This window comes from Pseudomonas sp. G5001, assembly GCF_013385475.1.
GTDB lineage: Bacteria > Pseudomonadota > Gammaproteobacteria > Pseudomonadales > Pseudomonadaceae > Aquipseudomonas.
In genome coordinates this window covers 436,705-451,074 of sequence record NZ_JACAPZ010000011.1, presented here as the reverse complement: position 1 = coordinate 451,074, position 14,370 = coordinate 436,705, and the positions used below count along the sequence as shown (strand labels likewise).

The following is a 14,370-nucleotide window of genomic DNA, read 5'->3' as shown; positions in this document are numbered from 1 at the left end:
TGGGAATAGCATGCTGTGAGGGTCTGTCCGCAGATCGCTGTGAACTGTTATCAAGGCATTTTGACAGTGTTGTCGAGCAAAGACTCAGGTCGCTGACATTAGGGTAGTAGCGTCAGATGAATAGAGGAAACTTTGCGATTAGAATCGCATAGCGATGCCACGCTGGAACTTAAACGTGTGACTGCTCACTCAACACCCTTTGAAACCAGTCAGCAACGATGTCGATTATTGAAGGTTGAAACCAGTAGATATCTCCATGACCTGCACCTTCGACAAGGTAATAATCGGCGCTATTTCCACGTGCGACTAATTCGGTATAAAGCCGTTCCGACTGCATCGGGGACAAGAGTTTGTCTGCAGTACCATGCATGATCAGAAATGGAGGTTTTTTCCCGTCGAGATAGCCTATTGGGCTGCACGAGATAACCAGTTGCGGATCATCGTGAATGCTTTTTCCAACACGATCACCAATCGTTAGACCGTGTAAAAGCAGCGCTTCAGGCAACGCTGCAGATGCGAGTGGGGCATGATCGAGCTCTGAGGCATGGCCGTTGACATCTAGCAAAGAGGAAATGCCATATAAACTGGCAACCGCCTGCACAGCCGACGAATGTTCCAGATAGGGGCCTTTATCGAATTTAGATTCGTCGTTGGTTAGGCCGAGCATTTGGACAAGATAACCACCAGCGGAATTGCCAATAACACCTATTCGATCGGCATCGATTCCGAAGTCTTTCGCGTGAGCGCGTAGATACCTGACGGCGGTCTTGCAGTCCTCGACCGGTGCCGGGTAGCGCTCTGGCAGAACACGATATTGCGCGGCGGCAACTACAAATCCTCTCTGGGCTAGAGCGTATCGAAGCTCAATAAATCTATCGTGATGGCTGGAAATGAAGCCGCCGCCAGGGAAAAAGATTATTGCAGGCTTGGGCTTGTCGTTTCGTGGAATCAGCAAGGACATCTCGAGCTTGCGTACCGACCGAACATCTGTGATTTGGGAGTAGACGACTCCTGACAGATGATCGATTTGATCGCTGAGTGGCAGCTGGGGGAGCGCTATGATGCGTGCCCCCGATGCCGATATCCGATGAGCTGTTGTCGTATTTTCTCTCGGCATTTACACAATAACTCGCTATCACTGCGCGACGCGGTCAGCGCCCATTTCTAGACTTAATAGCTTTTATCAGGTTGACTCCAAGCTCGGCAACTACTGTTCGCTACTAATCCTTCGCTTGTAAGGCTCGCAGATTTGCCTTGGCCCACTGCTCAGCGGTCGTGACTTGAATTGATTGCTGCGCGTTGAACGTACCTGCCTTGGGCCACGCCACACCTCTGCCTTGGGCAAATACGGCACGGTACTTCTTGATGTGATGAGTTGGGTCTTTGTCCAGCTCATGTAGCAAGTACGGAACAGTCCAGACGTTAGTTTTGAACGGTCGGCCCAGTACACGTTCGAGCAGGCTCGCAACCTCTGCGTACGTTACGGTATCTCCTGAGAGGTACACAATCTGATTGCGGAAGCGAGGTTCGAAGAAAACGATTTCCGCGGTCAACGCACCGATGTCTTCTGGGGTCGTGAGTGTGACGCTGGTCTCAAGACTGCCCAGCGCGTTTACGGTATCGTTTTCGAAGTCGACGACCTCGAACACAGGCTCGAACATAAAACTGGTGAACATACCCGTCGAGATGATTACCCATTCAGTTTTGTTCTGGGCACGAAGCAGCTCGCGAACATCAAGTTGAGCATCGAACAGATCCTGAGGGCTGCCTCGACCGATCACCTCGAAGTCAACACCAAACTGCCACGGGAAGTAGCGCTTCACTCCCGATTTGATGGCAGCGGTAGCCAGCTTCATCGGAGTTTCTCTACCTGCAACCATGCCTGCGCAGCCGATGACGGTATCGAAACGGGCGAATACTTCAGCCAACTGATCGATCGAGTCATTCACGAGATCTGCGGCGACCATGTGGATGCCTAAGCCACGAAGCTCATCGATCTCGGCCTTTTTCTCGGGCACTTGAGAGTTGATGGTTGAATCCCTGAGCAGCACGCTGATTCTGGAACCGGGCGCACGCTTTGCGACTCGCGCAAGATTGCGTAAAACCGGTCGACCAAGCTCGCCGGCGCCTAGTACAAGAATGGATTGGGGGGATAGCTGGGCCGTTTCGGTCATGATTTCTCCTGAGACCTGTTGCTTGTAAGATGGGCAAATGCTTGCACGATTAAGCAACGCACGTAAGAAGGCACACTCGTGATACCAGAGAAAGAAATGATCGACCAAGAGGCTCTCAGTCAGGCGGAAAAGGTCTGCCGTACGCTTAGAGAAGAAGATGATGGAGTCAGGCGGGAAGTGCTTGCTCACGCAGGCAGCCGCTGGTCATTGGGTATTCTGCATGCGCTTGGGGTGTACGGCGCAATGCGCCATGCCGAGATAAAAAGGCAGATGAGCGGTGTGACTCAGCGAATGCTGACGAAGACGCTACGCTCTATGGAGCGTGACGGTTTGGTAGTTCGACGGGAGTTTGGTGAAATTCCGCCACGTGTCGAATATGAGCTTACGCCGCTAGGCATGGGATTGTTGACCCGAATGTCTCCTATTTGGACTTGGGTTGTCGAGAACGTTGAGGATTTCCGTAAGGCGCGACGTATTTTCGACAGCCAGGATAACAAGAAGCCCTCCTGGCAAATACCTGCATCGACACCATTAGATTCCCAAGCGTCTGAGTGAATCTGATTCATTGCTTGGCAACTTACGTGATTCAGTTCCAGCGAGCCGCAACCCTCAGCACCTTACAGCTAACTCAATGTCACGGCGACGCCAGCGGCTATTCCTCATGAGCGCCATCTAAGCAACACATCAGGAGCGGTGTTTAAAGCGAGTCATTTAGCTGGTCATTCATCCGCGCAGCACCTCTGCAGTGGTCTACAACGTCCGTTTCGCTATCGCCTCCTAGTTTGGCATACCCGAGAAAGATAGGTTTAAGTGGACCGGACAATTACTTGTCCAATGGCTGACAGCTCAACATGGATGATCGGTTTTCGGGTCATGTTCAAGATCACGGCCGCCCCAGTTAGGAGGAGTATGTCGGCAATGCCAAACGCCCAGTTGTGGCTGCCTCAGGCAGTACCGACGTAGCCCGTGACAACGGGCGCCAACATGCCAAATACATTACCACCTACTACTACGAATGCCATGGCACGACCTAATTCTCCAGAGCTCGGCAGCATATCGTTGAGCAGCGAGAAATTCAGAGACTTGGTCGAAGCAATGCCTGCCAGGGTGAGGGAGAAAATCAGCACAAGAAGTGCGATGTTGTTTACGAACGGGATCAGCAGAATGCAGCTCGCAATTATCATGGTCAGGGCGATGACGTTACGGCGTTTGCCTGAGGTGGCACCGCCGCCATTCTTCAGATACTGGTCACTCAATTTCCCAATAACCATGCAGAGCACCACGGCGGCTGCATAAGGGATGGCAGTGAAGAGACCGCTCCAGCGATAGTCAGTTGTCGCACTTCTTGCAGATAGCTTAGTAACCAGGTCAGGAACAGGTACTGCGTGTATATGTTGCAGCCTTGTGCTATCGCCAAGCCCCACAAGGTAGGGGTCTTGAGGATCTTTTTTGAGCCCATATGCCAAGGTGTGAGCGTTGCCCATTGTGCTGTTTGTACGGGTTGCAACGATATGCTCACGCTCGACGTCGGCAAGCCATCTGACGCCCCTCAGGTTTGCCGTAAAAGAAATACCACGCGACCAGCCAGAAGATTCCCACAGCGCCGGCGATCACGAACGATATGCGCCAGCCGAATGCGGCGACCAGGGTAGCCAGAACGACTGAACAGATGGCTGGGCATGCGTAACAGTCGTTGTTGAAGATGCGGTGATGGTTCCGCGCTCGGTGCTTGGAATCCACTCGCGAATGGCTTTGGTACCGACAGGGTTGCTAACTGATTCGCCAGCGCCCATAACGAGCCGTGCCGTGAGAAGACTTGCGAAGCTGGAGGTGGCACCCGTGAGCGCGGTAGCTATTGACCAATGAAAATACCCAGCCCGCCGACGCGTTCAAAGCCGTACTTATCGATCAATAACCCGACCGGAATCAGGAACAGTGCATAGCTCCAGATGAAGGATGAGAACAGATAACCCATTTCCACCGACATATGGTGAAACCCCTCGGCACTAGGTTTGGCGGCGATGGAAAGCGCGATGCGGTCCATGTAGTTGATCATGGCCAGTGTGAAAAGGAAGACGGCTATCCAGCCTCGACGGTATGACGTGTGATCACCATTATTCTCATTGTGCGGTGTGCGCGTAATCGAGTTCCTGGCATGAGTGTTCAGGTGGACAGCATGTAGGCTCGATTTCTTTCGAAAAATCAAAGTGCACTTTGTGTTGATAAAAATCAATATGTCTTTTGTTGAAAATGCATGCTGCCGACGGCTGACTTTTGGAGGCGCCGGTTTGCGGAAGGTCAGTCAGGATGACGCGCACGATCAATAAGACCGTGTGATGATTCAGGAGGGAGTCGCTTAGTTTTACTCGAAGAGAGCGGGGTCTACCTTATGTCGTCTGGCTTGTTCTAGATGGCGGCGCATCTGATCAGCAGCAGCTAATCGGTCTCCTCTTTCCAAACACTCAATGATTGCCAGGTGCTCTTCGGCCTGCCCTTTGCGCGGGTTACGGGAGCTTGCCTGGCGATATTCGACCAGCCGTCGTAATTGGTCGAGCCGCCGCACAGTTTGCTGTAGGAAACGATTGCCCGAGCTGGCTGCCAAGACCTCGTGGAACTGCGAATTGGCCTCGAACAGCTCCTGAGCCGTCATGGTCAGGTAGCCTCCATTAGCAATGAACTCTTGCTGCTTGCGACAGGCGGCCAGTGTCTCGCGGTCAATCTGGAATGTTGGCGAAAGGATCCCGGAAGGCTCAATCGTGGCTCGAAAGGAATAGCTTTCTTCGTAGGCTTCGATAGAGTCGATCATCGGCATTAACCGCCATCCCTGACCCGTGCGTTGTTCTATCCAGCCTTCCTGTTGAATGCGCAGAAGCACGGCGCGTAAAGCAGCTCGCGAAACGTCGAATTGACGCATGAACTCGATTTCAGTAAACAACTCGGGAAGCTGTCGGCTGAGGCGAAGCTCCGCGAATTTCAGATACAGCGGATCGTCAGTTTTCTCCATGACTTCAGAGACGAGGTCGCCCAAGTCGTCGCTGCCCCGGGCTAGGAAAAATCCCCTGTTGCGGTCATAGGTCAGCATGCCCTTTTCGACCAAATGCCCCATGGCGAATTTGACCGGGGTACGCGACACGTTAAGGGTTGCGGCCAATTGGGATTCGACCAGATGATGACCAACGGCGAAGCGTTCACGACGTACGTAAGAAACGATGTCACGCGCAATGCGTGCTTGCAGCGGGCTTAGGGGCATTGGATCGAAAACCACAAAGATTTGAATCGAAAGGTTGCCATTCTAGCGCGTCATTTTCCAAAGCGGCAGAGACCCCCTTCAGATCTCTACCTTGGTTTATAGGCGCTTAGATCGTTAACGAACTTGATACAACGGGAATGCACCGAACAACAGCCCTCCAACCAACAACGCTAAACTCGCGAGAATAGCCCACTTCAACGCGAAGCGCTGATGGTCGCCTAGGTCGACTTTTGCAAGAGCAACCAGCAAATACAGCGAGGGCACCAGTGGACTGAGGAGGTGGACTGGCTGGCCAACGACGGAGGCGCGGGCGATTTCCAACGGGGTAATGCCGTACTGAGCAGCGGTCTGGGCGATCACCGGAAGAATTCCGAAATAAAACGCGTCGTTCGACATGAAGAATGTGAACGGCATGCTAACGAGGGCGGTGAAGACAGCCAGGAACGGGCCGAAGCTTGGTGGGATGACATGCAGCAAGCTTTTCGCCATTGAGTCCACCATGCCGGTTCCGGAAAGGATCCCCGTGAAAATGCCCGCAGCAAAAATGACTGCTGTTACTGCCAACACATTCGTCGCATGAGCGGCAATACGTGCTTTTTGCTGTTCAATGTTCGGGTAGTTGAGCATGATGGCAATGGCGAAGCCGACCATGAACAGGATCTGGATAGGCATTGCGCCAATGATCAGGCAAGTGATGAGGCCTAGCGTCAAGATCAAATTCGGCCAAAACATTTTCGGACGACGATTTTCATCACATTGCTCTGCTGATCCATTGCCCAGCGACACAGGGCCGTGATGAAGACCGTCCATATCAAGAATGCCAATGCGCGCACGCTCTTTGCGCCCAATGACTACGGCAGTAAAGATGAGGCAGGCGCAACCTAGCAGCATGCCAGGAATCATGGGCAGGAAAATCTCCATTGCATCCACATGCAGCGCTGCTGCTGCGCGAGCAGTTGGCCCACCCCACGGCGAGATATTCATGATCCCGCTGGCAATGTTCACCAGGCATGTCATGCCCAGCACGCTCATCCCCAGTCGCTGATACAGCGGCAGGAATGCAGCGCAGGCAATCATGTAGGTAGTCGAGCTGTCACCATCCAGCGACACCAGCATCGTCAGCACCGCAGTGCCTACCGAGACCTTGAGAGGGTCGCCTTTCACCACTTTCAAGATGAAGCGGACGAGCCCGTCGAACAGCCCAGCGTCGATCATTATGCCGAAGTAGAGAATCGAGAAGGTCAGCATCACGCCGGTTGGAGCAAGTGTTTTGACGCCGTCGAGCATCATGGCACCGAGGCCTACGTAATGGCCTCCGATCAGCGCGAAAACGATAGGTATCAAGATCAACGCGATGAGCGCAGAAAGGCGCTTCGTCATGATCAAGTACATGAAACAGATAACCATTGAAAAGCCAAGGACTGTTAGCACGGTCGAACTCCCATTTTTCAGATCTATGTGGCTCTGGTCGGCCATATGGCATGGATAGCGCAATAGGTCTCAGGTCGAGACCGGCTCGATCCAAATGGGAGTGGTGGGGGAACGGGGGCAAAAGAGCTTGTTCATGGCGGGCCTCGATTTTTCTTATCTTTATTTTTTCTACCGTACCTGACTGGACGATACGTCGAAGGAGCGAGCATGCGCAGTAGAAATCGTTAGTTGGGTACGTCCGACACTCAAACGAGATGAATCGGATGAGTCAACATTGACCTATATCATCACAAAGTGCAATATGCGTCCCACAAGAACGTTACCCGTGTTGTTTGTGAGGAATAGTCAATGCCTAAGTCAAAGGGTCAAATCGTTTCCGCCAACGGAATCGAGTACCGTGTCAGCGACATCCGGGGGGTCGTGACCGACCTGGGTGGTGATTACGCGAAGCTGCCCTACAGCTTGCGAATCCTTGCCGAGAACGTTTTGCGTGGAGAGGCTGACCCTGAAGCCGCGCTCAAAGTCATCTGCGCCCGCTCTAAAGAATTCGACATTCCTTTCCGTCCAGCTCGCGTCGTTCTGCAGGATCTGCTCGGTACGCCGGCGCTGGTCGACCTCGCGGGTCTGCGTGATGCCGTCGCTGCTCAAGGCGGCAACCCAAGGCTGGTTAACCCTGTTACACCGACCCACCTGGTAGTGGATCACTCGCTCAACGTAGAGCGTTGGGGCGATGCCAACGCGCTGGCCGATAACGAAGCCACTGAGCGTGAGCGCAACGCCGAGCGTTTCCAGTTCCTCGACTGGTGCAACAAGGCATTCAGCAATCTGTCGATCATTCCTTCGGGCAAAGGCATCCTTCACCAGATCAACCTTGAGCGCCTGACCACTGTGGTCGGTACCCAGCGCCGTGACGGCGAGCTGTGGGCATTCCCGGATACCTTAGTCGGCACTGACAGCCACACCACCATGATCAATGCCATCGGCGTGCTGGGTTGGGGTGTCGGTGGTATCGAGGCTGAAGCAGCGATGCTGGGTAAATCCCTGATGCTTCGTCTGCCTGAAATTGTCGGTGTGCGTCTGGAAGGCACCCTGCCTCAGGGCTACCTGGCAACGGATATCGCCTTGGCTCTGACCGAGCTTCTGCGTAAAGCGGGCGTAATTGGCGCGTTCCTGGAGTTCTTCGGCCCAGGCGTTCCTCAACTGTCCCTCGCTGACCGTGGCACTCTGTCCAACATGGCGCCTGAGTTCGGCGCAACGGCAGCGATGTTCGCAATTGACGACCGTACGCTGCACTACCTGCGCATGACCGGTCGTGGCGGTCAGATCTCGGGGCTGACTGAAGCCTATGCTCGTGCTCAAGGCCTGTGGCATGACAGCCTTGGCGAGGTTGAATACAACCGCGTTGTAACCCTGGATCTCGGCACCGTGGCGCGTTCCATCGCCGGCCCGAAACAGCCTCACCAGCGTATCGTGCTGGGTCAGAAGGCACCGGCAACCAATCTACCAACTGGCCTGGACAATGGTTCGGTCGTGTTGGCTGCAATCACCAGTTGCACCAACACCTCCAACCCGCGTGGTGTGATCGCCGCTGGTCTGGTAGCACGCAACGCCCGTAAGCGTGGTCTGAAGCGCGCTCCATGGGTAAAATCTTCGTTTGCGCCAGGTTCGATGGTGGTTGCTGATTACCTGGAACGTTCGGGTCTGAACAAGGATCTGGATGCACTGGGCTTCAACCTGGTTGGCTACGGGTGCACAACTTGTAACGGTATGTCGGGCCCACTGCTGAGCCCTGAGATCGAAGAGGAGATCCGCACTCGCAAGCTGGAAACCGTGGCTGCGACATCCGGTAACCGTAACTTTGAAGGCCGTGTTCACCCACTGGCTCGCGAAGTCTTCATCATGTCGCCGCCGCTGATCGTTGCTTACGCTATCGCCGGTACCTACCTGATCGACCCGGAAAAAGACGCGCTGGGCGTGGATGACAACGGTGTGCCTGTCTACCTGCACGAGCTGTGGCCAAGCGACGAGGAACTGACGTCAATCGAGGCTGAAAACCTCACCGCCGACCTGTTCGACAAGGCGTATGAAGACGTCCCTCGCGAAGCCGGCCTGATTGCCAGCGACCTGCGCGCCGGTGTCAGCGACCAGTACGCATGGCAAGAGAAAAGTACCTACATTCGCAAACCTCCCTACTGGAGCGATGCGGTGACGGCCACTGACATCAGCAAAGACTTGAGCAACATGCGCGTCCTCGCGATGCTTTCGGACAACATCACCACCGACCATATTTCTCCATCGGGTGCGATCCTGCCGGAAAGCGATGCGGGCCATTACCTGCAATCGCACGGTATCGCGGTGCCTGACTTCAACTCCTACGGCACACGTCGCGGCAACCACGAGGCTGCGCAGCGCGCCACCTTCGCAAGCCCGCGCCTCAAGAACGAGCTGCTCGAAGACGGTCGTGAAGGCCCATGGACGCTGCTGCTGCCTGAGAAAGAGGTCACCACCATCTTCCAGGCTGCCGAGATCTACGCCGATCGTAAGCAGACCCTGATCGTTGTCGCCGGCAAAGAGTATGGCAGCGGTTCGTCTCGTGACTGGGCGGCTAAAGGCCCACGCCTGTTGGGTGTGCGCGTGGTAGTAGCTGAGAGCTTCGAGCGTATCCACCGCACCAACCTGGCGGGTCTCGGCATTCTTCCGCTGCAGTTCGAGCAGGGTGTCTCGCGCCAAAGCCTGGGTCTGAATGGCCGCGAAACGTTCAGCGTGGAAGGCATCACCGATGACTTCCAGCCAGGCGCCAAGGTCACTCTGGTGATCGAGCGCGAAAACGGCGAAACCGAGCGCGTCACTGTAGTGAGTCGTCTGGATACCTTCGAGGACGTTCGTTACTTCCGCAGTGGTGGTCTGTTGCCGCAGTTGCTGATCGAAAGCATGAAGAACGCATCCGCTAACTGATGTGCCGCTGATTTGTCGCAGGAGATATCAAATGACTCAAAGACGTATTCCAGCCGTTTACATGCGTGGCGGCTCCAGCAAGGGTGTGTTCTTTCTCGACAAGGATCTGCCGCCTGCAGGCCAAGAGCGAGATGCCATCCTGCTCCGCGTGATCGGCAGCCCGGATGTGTACGGCAAGCAGATCGACGGGATGGGTGGTGCGACCTCCAGCACCAGCAAGGTGGTGATCATCGGTAAATCCAATCGCGAAGATTGTGACGTTGATTACCTGTTCGGGGCTCCGGCCATTGAGACGCCAGTGATCGACTGGTCGGGCAACTGCGGCAACCTGAGCTCGGCTGTCGGCCCATACGCCATCTCTGAAGGACTGGTAGATGCGCCTCGCGATGGCATCGCCGTCGTCCGTATATGGCAGGCCAATATCCAGAAACGCATCATTGCGCATGTGCATATGCGCAACGGTGAGGTTCAGGAAGAGGGTGATTTCGTGCTCGACGGTGTGGCGTTCCCCGCTGCTGAAGTCGTGCTGGAGTTTCTTAAACCAGGTGGCTCGGGGGGCAGCATCCTGCCGACGGGTAACGCCATCGACGAACTGGATATTCCAGGCATTGGCAATATGCCCGTCACGTTGTTGAACGCTGGTAACCCTACCATCTTCGTTGAAGCTGGCCGAGTGGGCCTGAAGGGCACCGAAACTCAGGATCAGGTCAATGGCGATGCTGAGCTGCTGGCACGCTGCGAAACCATCCGTGCCCACTGCACCGTTGCCATGGGACTGGCCGCCACCGCCGAAGAGGCAACTCGTCTGCGTCCGCACACGCCGAAGCTGTGCTTCGTGGCCAAGCCTCAGGCCTATCAGGCTGCAGGCGGCAAGCTCGTTGAGCCTGGTGATATCGATGTGATCGCCCGGATCTTGTCGATGGGCAAACTTCACCATGCGATTACGGGTACTGGTGCAGTCGCTGTCGCCGTCGCGGCAGCTCTCGACGGCACGCTGGTGAATCGTATCGCGGGTGACATCGGGGATCGTCAAGTTCGTATGGGGCATACCGCTGGCAGCGTGGCAGTAGGCGCAAAAACTGTGCTGGAGGACGGTGCCTGGAGTGTGGACAAGGCTGTGATGAGCCGCAGTGCTCGCCGGCTGATGGAGGGCTGGGTACGGATTCCTGAAGTCCTCTGATCCAGCCCGTGCTCATGTCGGCTTCCGTCCGGCATGAGCACAACCCTGATCAATAATAAAAACAACAGAGAACCACACCATGAGTTCATCCGAATTCCCGCGTCACTCGATGCTCCGCCGTCAATTCATTCAGCTTTCTGCGCTCGCGGCAGGCGGTGTCTTGGCTGGTGGCTTCACCCTCCCGGCACACGCTGCTGCTACCCGTGATGAAAGCAAGATGACCAATAACAAACGGTCGCATACCCCTCGGTTTGCTTATGTTGGATCACGCACAACCAAAGAGCGCAATGCCCGTGGCGTAGGCATTACTGTATACCGTTATGCGCCTGAAACGGGTGCGTGCACGTTGGTTCAGACGCTCAATGATCTGGTGAATCCATCGTTTCTGACCTTCGACCACTCGCAGACTCATCTTTACTGCGTACATGGTGATCTCAGCGAGGTGAGCTCGTTCGCCATTGATGCGAAGAGCGGTGAGCTGACCAAGCTCAATACAGTTGGCACCCAAGGCAAGAACCCCGTGCATCTCAGCGTCGATCCTTCCGGTAAGTTCCTGGCTGTTGCGAACTACGCCACTGGCGGTTTTGCGATCTTCCCGATTCAGGATGATGGTAGCCTCGGCGCACTGGCTCATCTGGAGTCGCTGCCTGGCGAGCCTGGGCCGCATAAAGTGGAGCAAAGCAGTTCTCATCCACACATGATTCCTTTCGATCCGTCCGGACGATTCTTGGTCATTCCCGACAAAGGATTGGATGGCGTCTTCGTCTACCGGGTGCAGCAGAACAACGCGAAATATGGCGCCACCCTGGTCAGCATGGTCAAAGCCCGCGAAGGCTCGGGCCCGCGTCACGTGGTATTTACGCCGGTAGGGAAGAACGCTTACGTCGTAAACGAACTCGACAGCAGTGTCACCGGGTACGCCTACGATCCTGAGCAAGGCTCGCTAAAGCCTCAGGAAATTGTCTCCACTCTGCCGTCGAACTTCACAGGCAACAGCCGTGCAGCGGCCATCGTGATGGCTCCGTCTGGAAAATACCTCTACGTGTCGAATCGGGGCCATGACAGTGTGACGACTTTCGCGCTGGAAGAGAGTGGGGCATTTGCTGCCAAGGCTCACACTTCGTCTCAAGGGCGTAAGCCTCGCTTCATGAACCTGACTCCGGATGGCACGCGTCTGTTTGTCGCCAACGAAGAGACAGACACCATTGTCGGCTTTGATGTTGATCAGGCTTCCGGGGTGCTTACCTCGAACGGTCAGGTGATCAAGACCGGCAGCCCGGTGTGCATGATCTTCAAAACTGTCTGATTAACCGGCCCCCACTGGCTTGGAGAGCTCATTTTGATCGAACTCATAAACTCGCCAGGGTTCTGGCTGGCGGTGATGCAAATCATCGCCATCGATATTTTGCTGGGTGGCGACAACGCGGTGGTCATCGCGCTGGCTTGCCGCAAGCTCCCAGAAGCTCAGCGCAATCGCGCCATCATTGGTGGCGCGTTGGGAGCGATCCTTCTCCGGATCGCCATGATCTTCTTCGCTCTGCAATTGCTGGAGCTGCCGTACCTAAAGCTAGTTGGCGCCGTGCTCCTTCTGTGGATCGGGATCAAGCTGATCGTTCCCGAAGGCGAGGACGCTCACGACAACTTGGCTGCGAGCCCCAAGCTTCTGGGGGCAATCAAAACGATCATCGTCGCCGACGCGGTGATGAGCCTGGATAACGTCGTTGCTGTGGCGGGAGCATCCAACGGCCAACTGGAACTCGTGATCTTCGGCATCGTCATCAGCATTCCCATCATCATTTGGGGCAGCAAGTTGGTGCTGCACTTCATGGATCGGTACCCGTTAGTCATCACGCTGGGAGCGGCACTGCTGGGCTGGATCGCGGGTAGGATGGCGATCACCGACATCAGCGTGCCGGCAGTGCCGACATGGTCTCATTACGCCGCTGGAGCACTAGGTGCGCTCATGATTTTGATTATCGGAAAAATGATTATCCATTGGAAAGAGGCAGGCGCTAGCCAGTCAGAAGCGGAAAGGAGCGAGCGATCGTGAAATTTGAACTTGCCAAAGTGTGTAGGGATTTGGCTCCTCACGGGACACTGCGGGTGGCCATTAACCTTGGCAATCCTGTCTTGGCGAAGCGAGATGAGCAAACTGGAGTTCTATCCGGAGTGTCAGTTGCGTTGGCAAAGGCCCTTGCCGATGAGCTTGACATCGAAATTTCGATGGCGACGTACGATGCTGCCGGCAAGGTGTTCGCTGCTTTAGAAGAACAGGCTTGGGATCTTGCATTTCTGGCAGTCGAGCCTGTTCGGGCCGAGAAAATCGCGTTCTCGAACCCCTACGTTTCTATCGACGGAACCTATCTTGTGAAGGCCGATAGTAAATTCCATCGAGCCTCTGCTCTGGATACTGGCGGAAACCGTATCGCCGTAGGAAAGGGTGCCGCCTATGACCTATTCTTGTCCCGCACGTTGAAACACTCAGAGCTCGTTCGTGCAACGACGTCATCAGGTGCCATCGATATATTTATGGAGCTTGAGTTAGAGGCAGCCGCCGGGGTACGTCAGCCACTCGAGCGCTTCGCCAAATCCAGCACGGGCGTGCGTGTGCTGAAGGACAATTTCACTGAAATACTTCAGGCGATAGCAGTGCCGAAAGGAAGGTACGCCGCAGCGGAGTACGTCCAGAACTTCATTGACCGCCGTCTGCGAAGCGGCTTTGTCGCCGAAGCGTTTAGCGACAGTGGTGAGCGTGACGCCCGTGTTTTGCGTCCTGCCGAGTAGTTTTCAAAATCAATGAAATGTGGTGCACACATTTAGGATAGCTGCCTATTAGGGGCGGCAGGAACTAATTTATAGTTGTGATGAGGCTACCTTATGTAAGCAGGATAAAGAATGACGGCTGGTGTTCTGGGCACTGCAGGAGCTGCTAGTGGTTAGGCACAGTGTCGTTGCCGAAAATTTCTTGCATAAGTCTGGATATTACTAAGTGGTCATCACGTATGTTTTGGTTTTCGAATTGTACATTGTGAATGTTTGCTATTTGACTTATTCATATTTTTACCTTAAATCTGGAAATGCGCCGCATCTGCGGGGCAGCGCATTTTTTACGGAAAGTTTTCAATATCGCGCCTTAAGAATGAATTACCCCGCCAGATGTTAATACCTGTTCATAGCAGCTCGTTTTCTGACCACCAACTATTCAACAGATCGGAACGGCAGCTTGCCAAACGTGCATGGCTCCGAAATTTCAAATGCAGAACGATTTACACTCCCAATAGGGTTCAGAAAGATAGCTTGCTAAGTTCTTGGGAGCTATCGAATTTATTAGCTCACTGCTTTCTGAGTGTCAGTTAAGTGGCGTCAGAAAATAATTTACA

At 54.6% G+C, this 14,370-nt stretch carries 12 protein-coding genes; 6 read left to right on the top strand and 6 right to left on the bottom strand.

What is annotated here, in order from left to right:
- Positions 1 to 169: 169 nt before the first annotated feature.
- Entirely contained in the window at positions 170 to 961 is a 792-nt protein-coding gene (locus HX805_RS12180) for an alpha/beta hydrolase (protein WP_197999053.1), read from the bottom strand.
- 259 nt (positions 962 to 1,220) lie between these two features.
- Positions 1,221 to 2,174 carry an aromatic alcohol reductase gene (locus HX805_RS12175; protein WP_047541008.1) on the bottom strand — a complete coding sequence of 318 codons (954 nt, stop codon included), beginning with the start codon at positions 2,172 to 2,174 and terminating at the stop codon, positions 1,221 to 1,223.
- A gap of 96 nt (positions 2,175 to 2,270) precedes the next feature.
- On the opposite strand from HX805_RS12175, the gene HX805_RS12170 reads away from it, so the two are divergent.
- A complete protein-coding gene (locus HX805_RS12170; RefSeq protein ID WP_047541009.1) occupies positions 2,271 to 2,729 on the top strand; it encodes a helix-turn-helix domain-containing protein in 459 nt (152 codons plus the stop codon).
- A gap of 389 nt (positions 2,730 to 3,118) precedes the next feature.
- Here HX805_RS12170 and HX805_RS32235 read toward each other — a convergent pair whose 3' ends face one another.
- The 4 genes from HX805_RS32235 to HX805_RS12155 all read right to left on the bottom strand — a co-directional run bounded on the left by HX805_RS32235 (position 3,119) and on the right by HX805_RS12155 (position 6,855).
- Entirely contained in the window at positions 3,119 to 3,658 is a 540-nt protein-coding gene (locus HX805_RS32235; RefSeq protein WP_197999054.1) for an MFS transporter, read from the bottom strand.
- Between the two features lie 368 nt (positions 3,659 to 4,026).
- The gene (locus HX805_RS32230) at positions 4,027 to 4,218 is read right to left on the bottom strand and encodes a hypothetical protein (protein WP_197999055.1); all 192 of its coding nucleotides are present in this window, start codon (positions 4,216 to 4,218) and stop codon (positions 4,027 to 4,029) included.
- Between the two features lie 318 nt (positions 4,219 to 4,536).
- On the bottom strand, positions 4,537 to 5,424 hold the full coding sequence (locus HX805_RS12160) for a GntR family transcriptional regulator (protein ID WP_047541010.1): 888 nt from the start codon (positions 5,422 to 5,424) through the stop codon (positions 4,537 to 4,539).
- A gap of 114 nt (positions 5,425 to 5,538) precedes the next feature.
- A complete protein-coding gene (locus HX805_RS12155; RefSeq protein ID WP_047541579.1) occupies positions 5,539 to 6,855 on the bottom strand; it encodes a CitMHS family transporter in 1,317 nt (438 codons plus the stop codon).
- Between the two features lie 348 nt (positions 6,856 to 7,203).
- On the opposite strand from HX805_RS12155, the gene HX805_RS12150 reads away from it, so the two are divergent.
- The 5 genes from HX805_RS12150 to HX805_RS12130 all read left to right on the top strand — a co-directional run bounded on the left by HX805_RS12150 (position 7,204) and on the right by HX805_RS12130 (position 13,774).
- Positions 7,204 to 9,810, top strand: a complete 2,607-nt coding sequence (locus HX805_RS12150) for an aconitate hydratase (protein WP_047541011.1) — start codon at positions 7,204 to 7,206, stop codon at positions 9,808 to 9,810.
- Positions 9,811 to 9,841: 31 nt separating this feature from the next.
- On the top strand, positions 9,842 to 10,990 hold the full coding sequence (gene prpF / locus HX805_RS12145) for a 2-methylaconitate cis-trans isomerase PrpF (protein ID WP_137205930.1): 1,149 nt from the start codon (positions 9,842 to 9,844) through the stop codon (positions 10,988 to 10,990).
- Between the two features lie 79 nt (positions 10,991 to 11,069).
- Positions 11,070 to 12,296, top strand: a complete 1,227-nt coding sequence (locus HX805_RS12140) for a lactonase family protein (RefSeq protein ID WP_235364489.1) — start codon at positions 11,070 to 11,072, stop codon at positions 12,294 to 12,296.
- Between the two features lie 33 nt (positions 12,297 to 12,329).
- Positions 12,330 to 13,040 (top strand): TerC family protein, encoded by a 711-nt coding sequence (locus tag HX805_RS12135; protein ID WP_137205929.1) that lies wholly within the window; start codon positions 12,330 to 12,332, stop codon positions 13,038 to 13,040.
- The gene (locus tag HX805_RS12130; protein WP_047541021.1) at positions 13,037 to 13,774 is read left to right on the top strand and encodes a transporter substrate-binding domain-containing protein; all 738 of its coding nucleotides are present in this window, start codon (positions 13,037 to 13,039) and stop codon (positions 13,772 to 13,774) included. The genes HX805_RS12135 and HX805_RS12130 overlap by 4 nt, the downstream gene beginning before the upstream one ends.
- Positions 13,775 to 14,370 lie beyond the last annotated feature (596 nt).

Bases quoted from the DNA above. Each gene is read 5' to 3' on its own strand.
- HX805_RS12180 (WP_197999053.1), bottom strand. From the start codon at position 961: ATGTCCTTGCTGATTCCACGAAACGACAAGCCCAAGCCTGCAATAATC.
- HX805_RS12175 (WP_047541008.1), bottom strand. From the start codon at position 2,174: ATGACCGAAACGGCCCAGCTATCCCCCCAATCCATTCTTGTACTAGGC.
- HX805_RS12170 (WP_047541009.1), top strand. From the start codon at position 2,271: ATGATCGACCAAGAGGCTCTCAGTCAGGCGGAAAAGGTCTGCCGTACG.
- HX805_RS32235 (WP_197999054.1), bottom strand. From the start codon at position 3,658: ATGGGCAACGCTCACACCTTGGCATATGGGCTCAAAAAAGATCCTCAA.
- HX805_RS32230 (WP_197999055.1), bottom strand. From the start codon at position 4,218: ATGGACCGCATCGCGCTTTCCATCGCCGCCAAACCTAGTGCCGAGGGG.
- HX805_RS12160 (WP_047541010.1), bottom strand. From the start codon at position 5,424: ATGCCCCTAAGCCCGCTGCAAGCACGCATTGCGCGTGACATCGTTTCT.
- HX805_RS12150 (WP_047541011.1), top strand. From the start codon at position 7,204: ATGCCTAAGTCAAAGGGTCAAATCGTTTCCGCCAACGGAATCGAGTAC.
- prpF (WP_137205930.1), top strand. From the start codon at position 9,842: ATGACTCAAAGACGTATTCCAGCCGTTTACATGCGTGGCGGCTCCAGC.
- HX805_RS12140 (WP_235364489.1), top strand. From the start codon at position 11,070: ATGAGTTCATCCGAATTCCCGCGTCACTCGATGCTCCGCCGTCAATTC.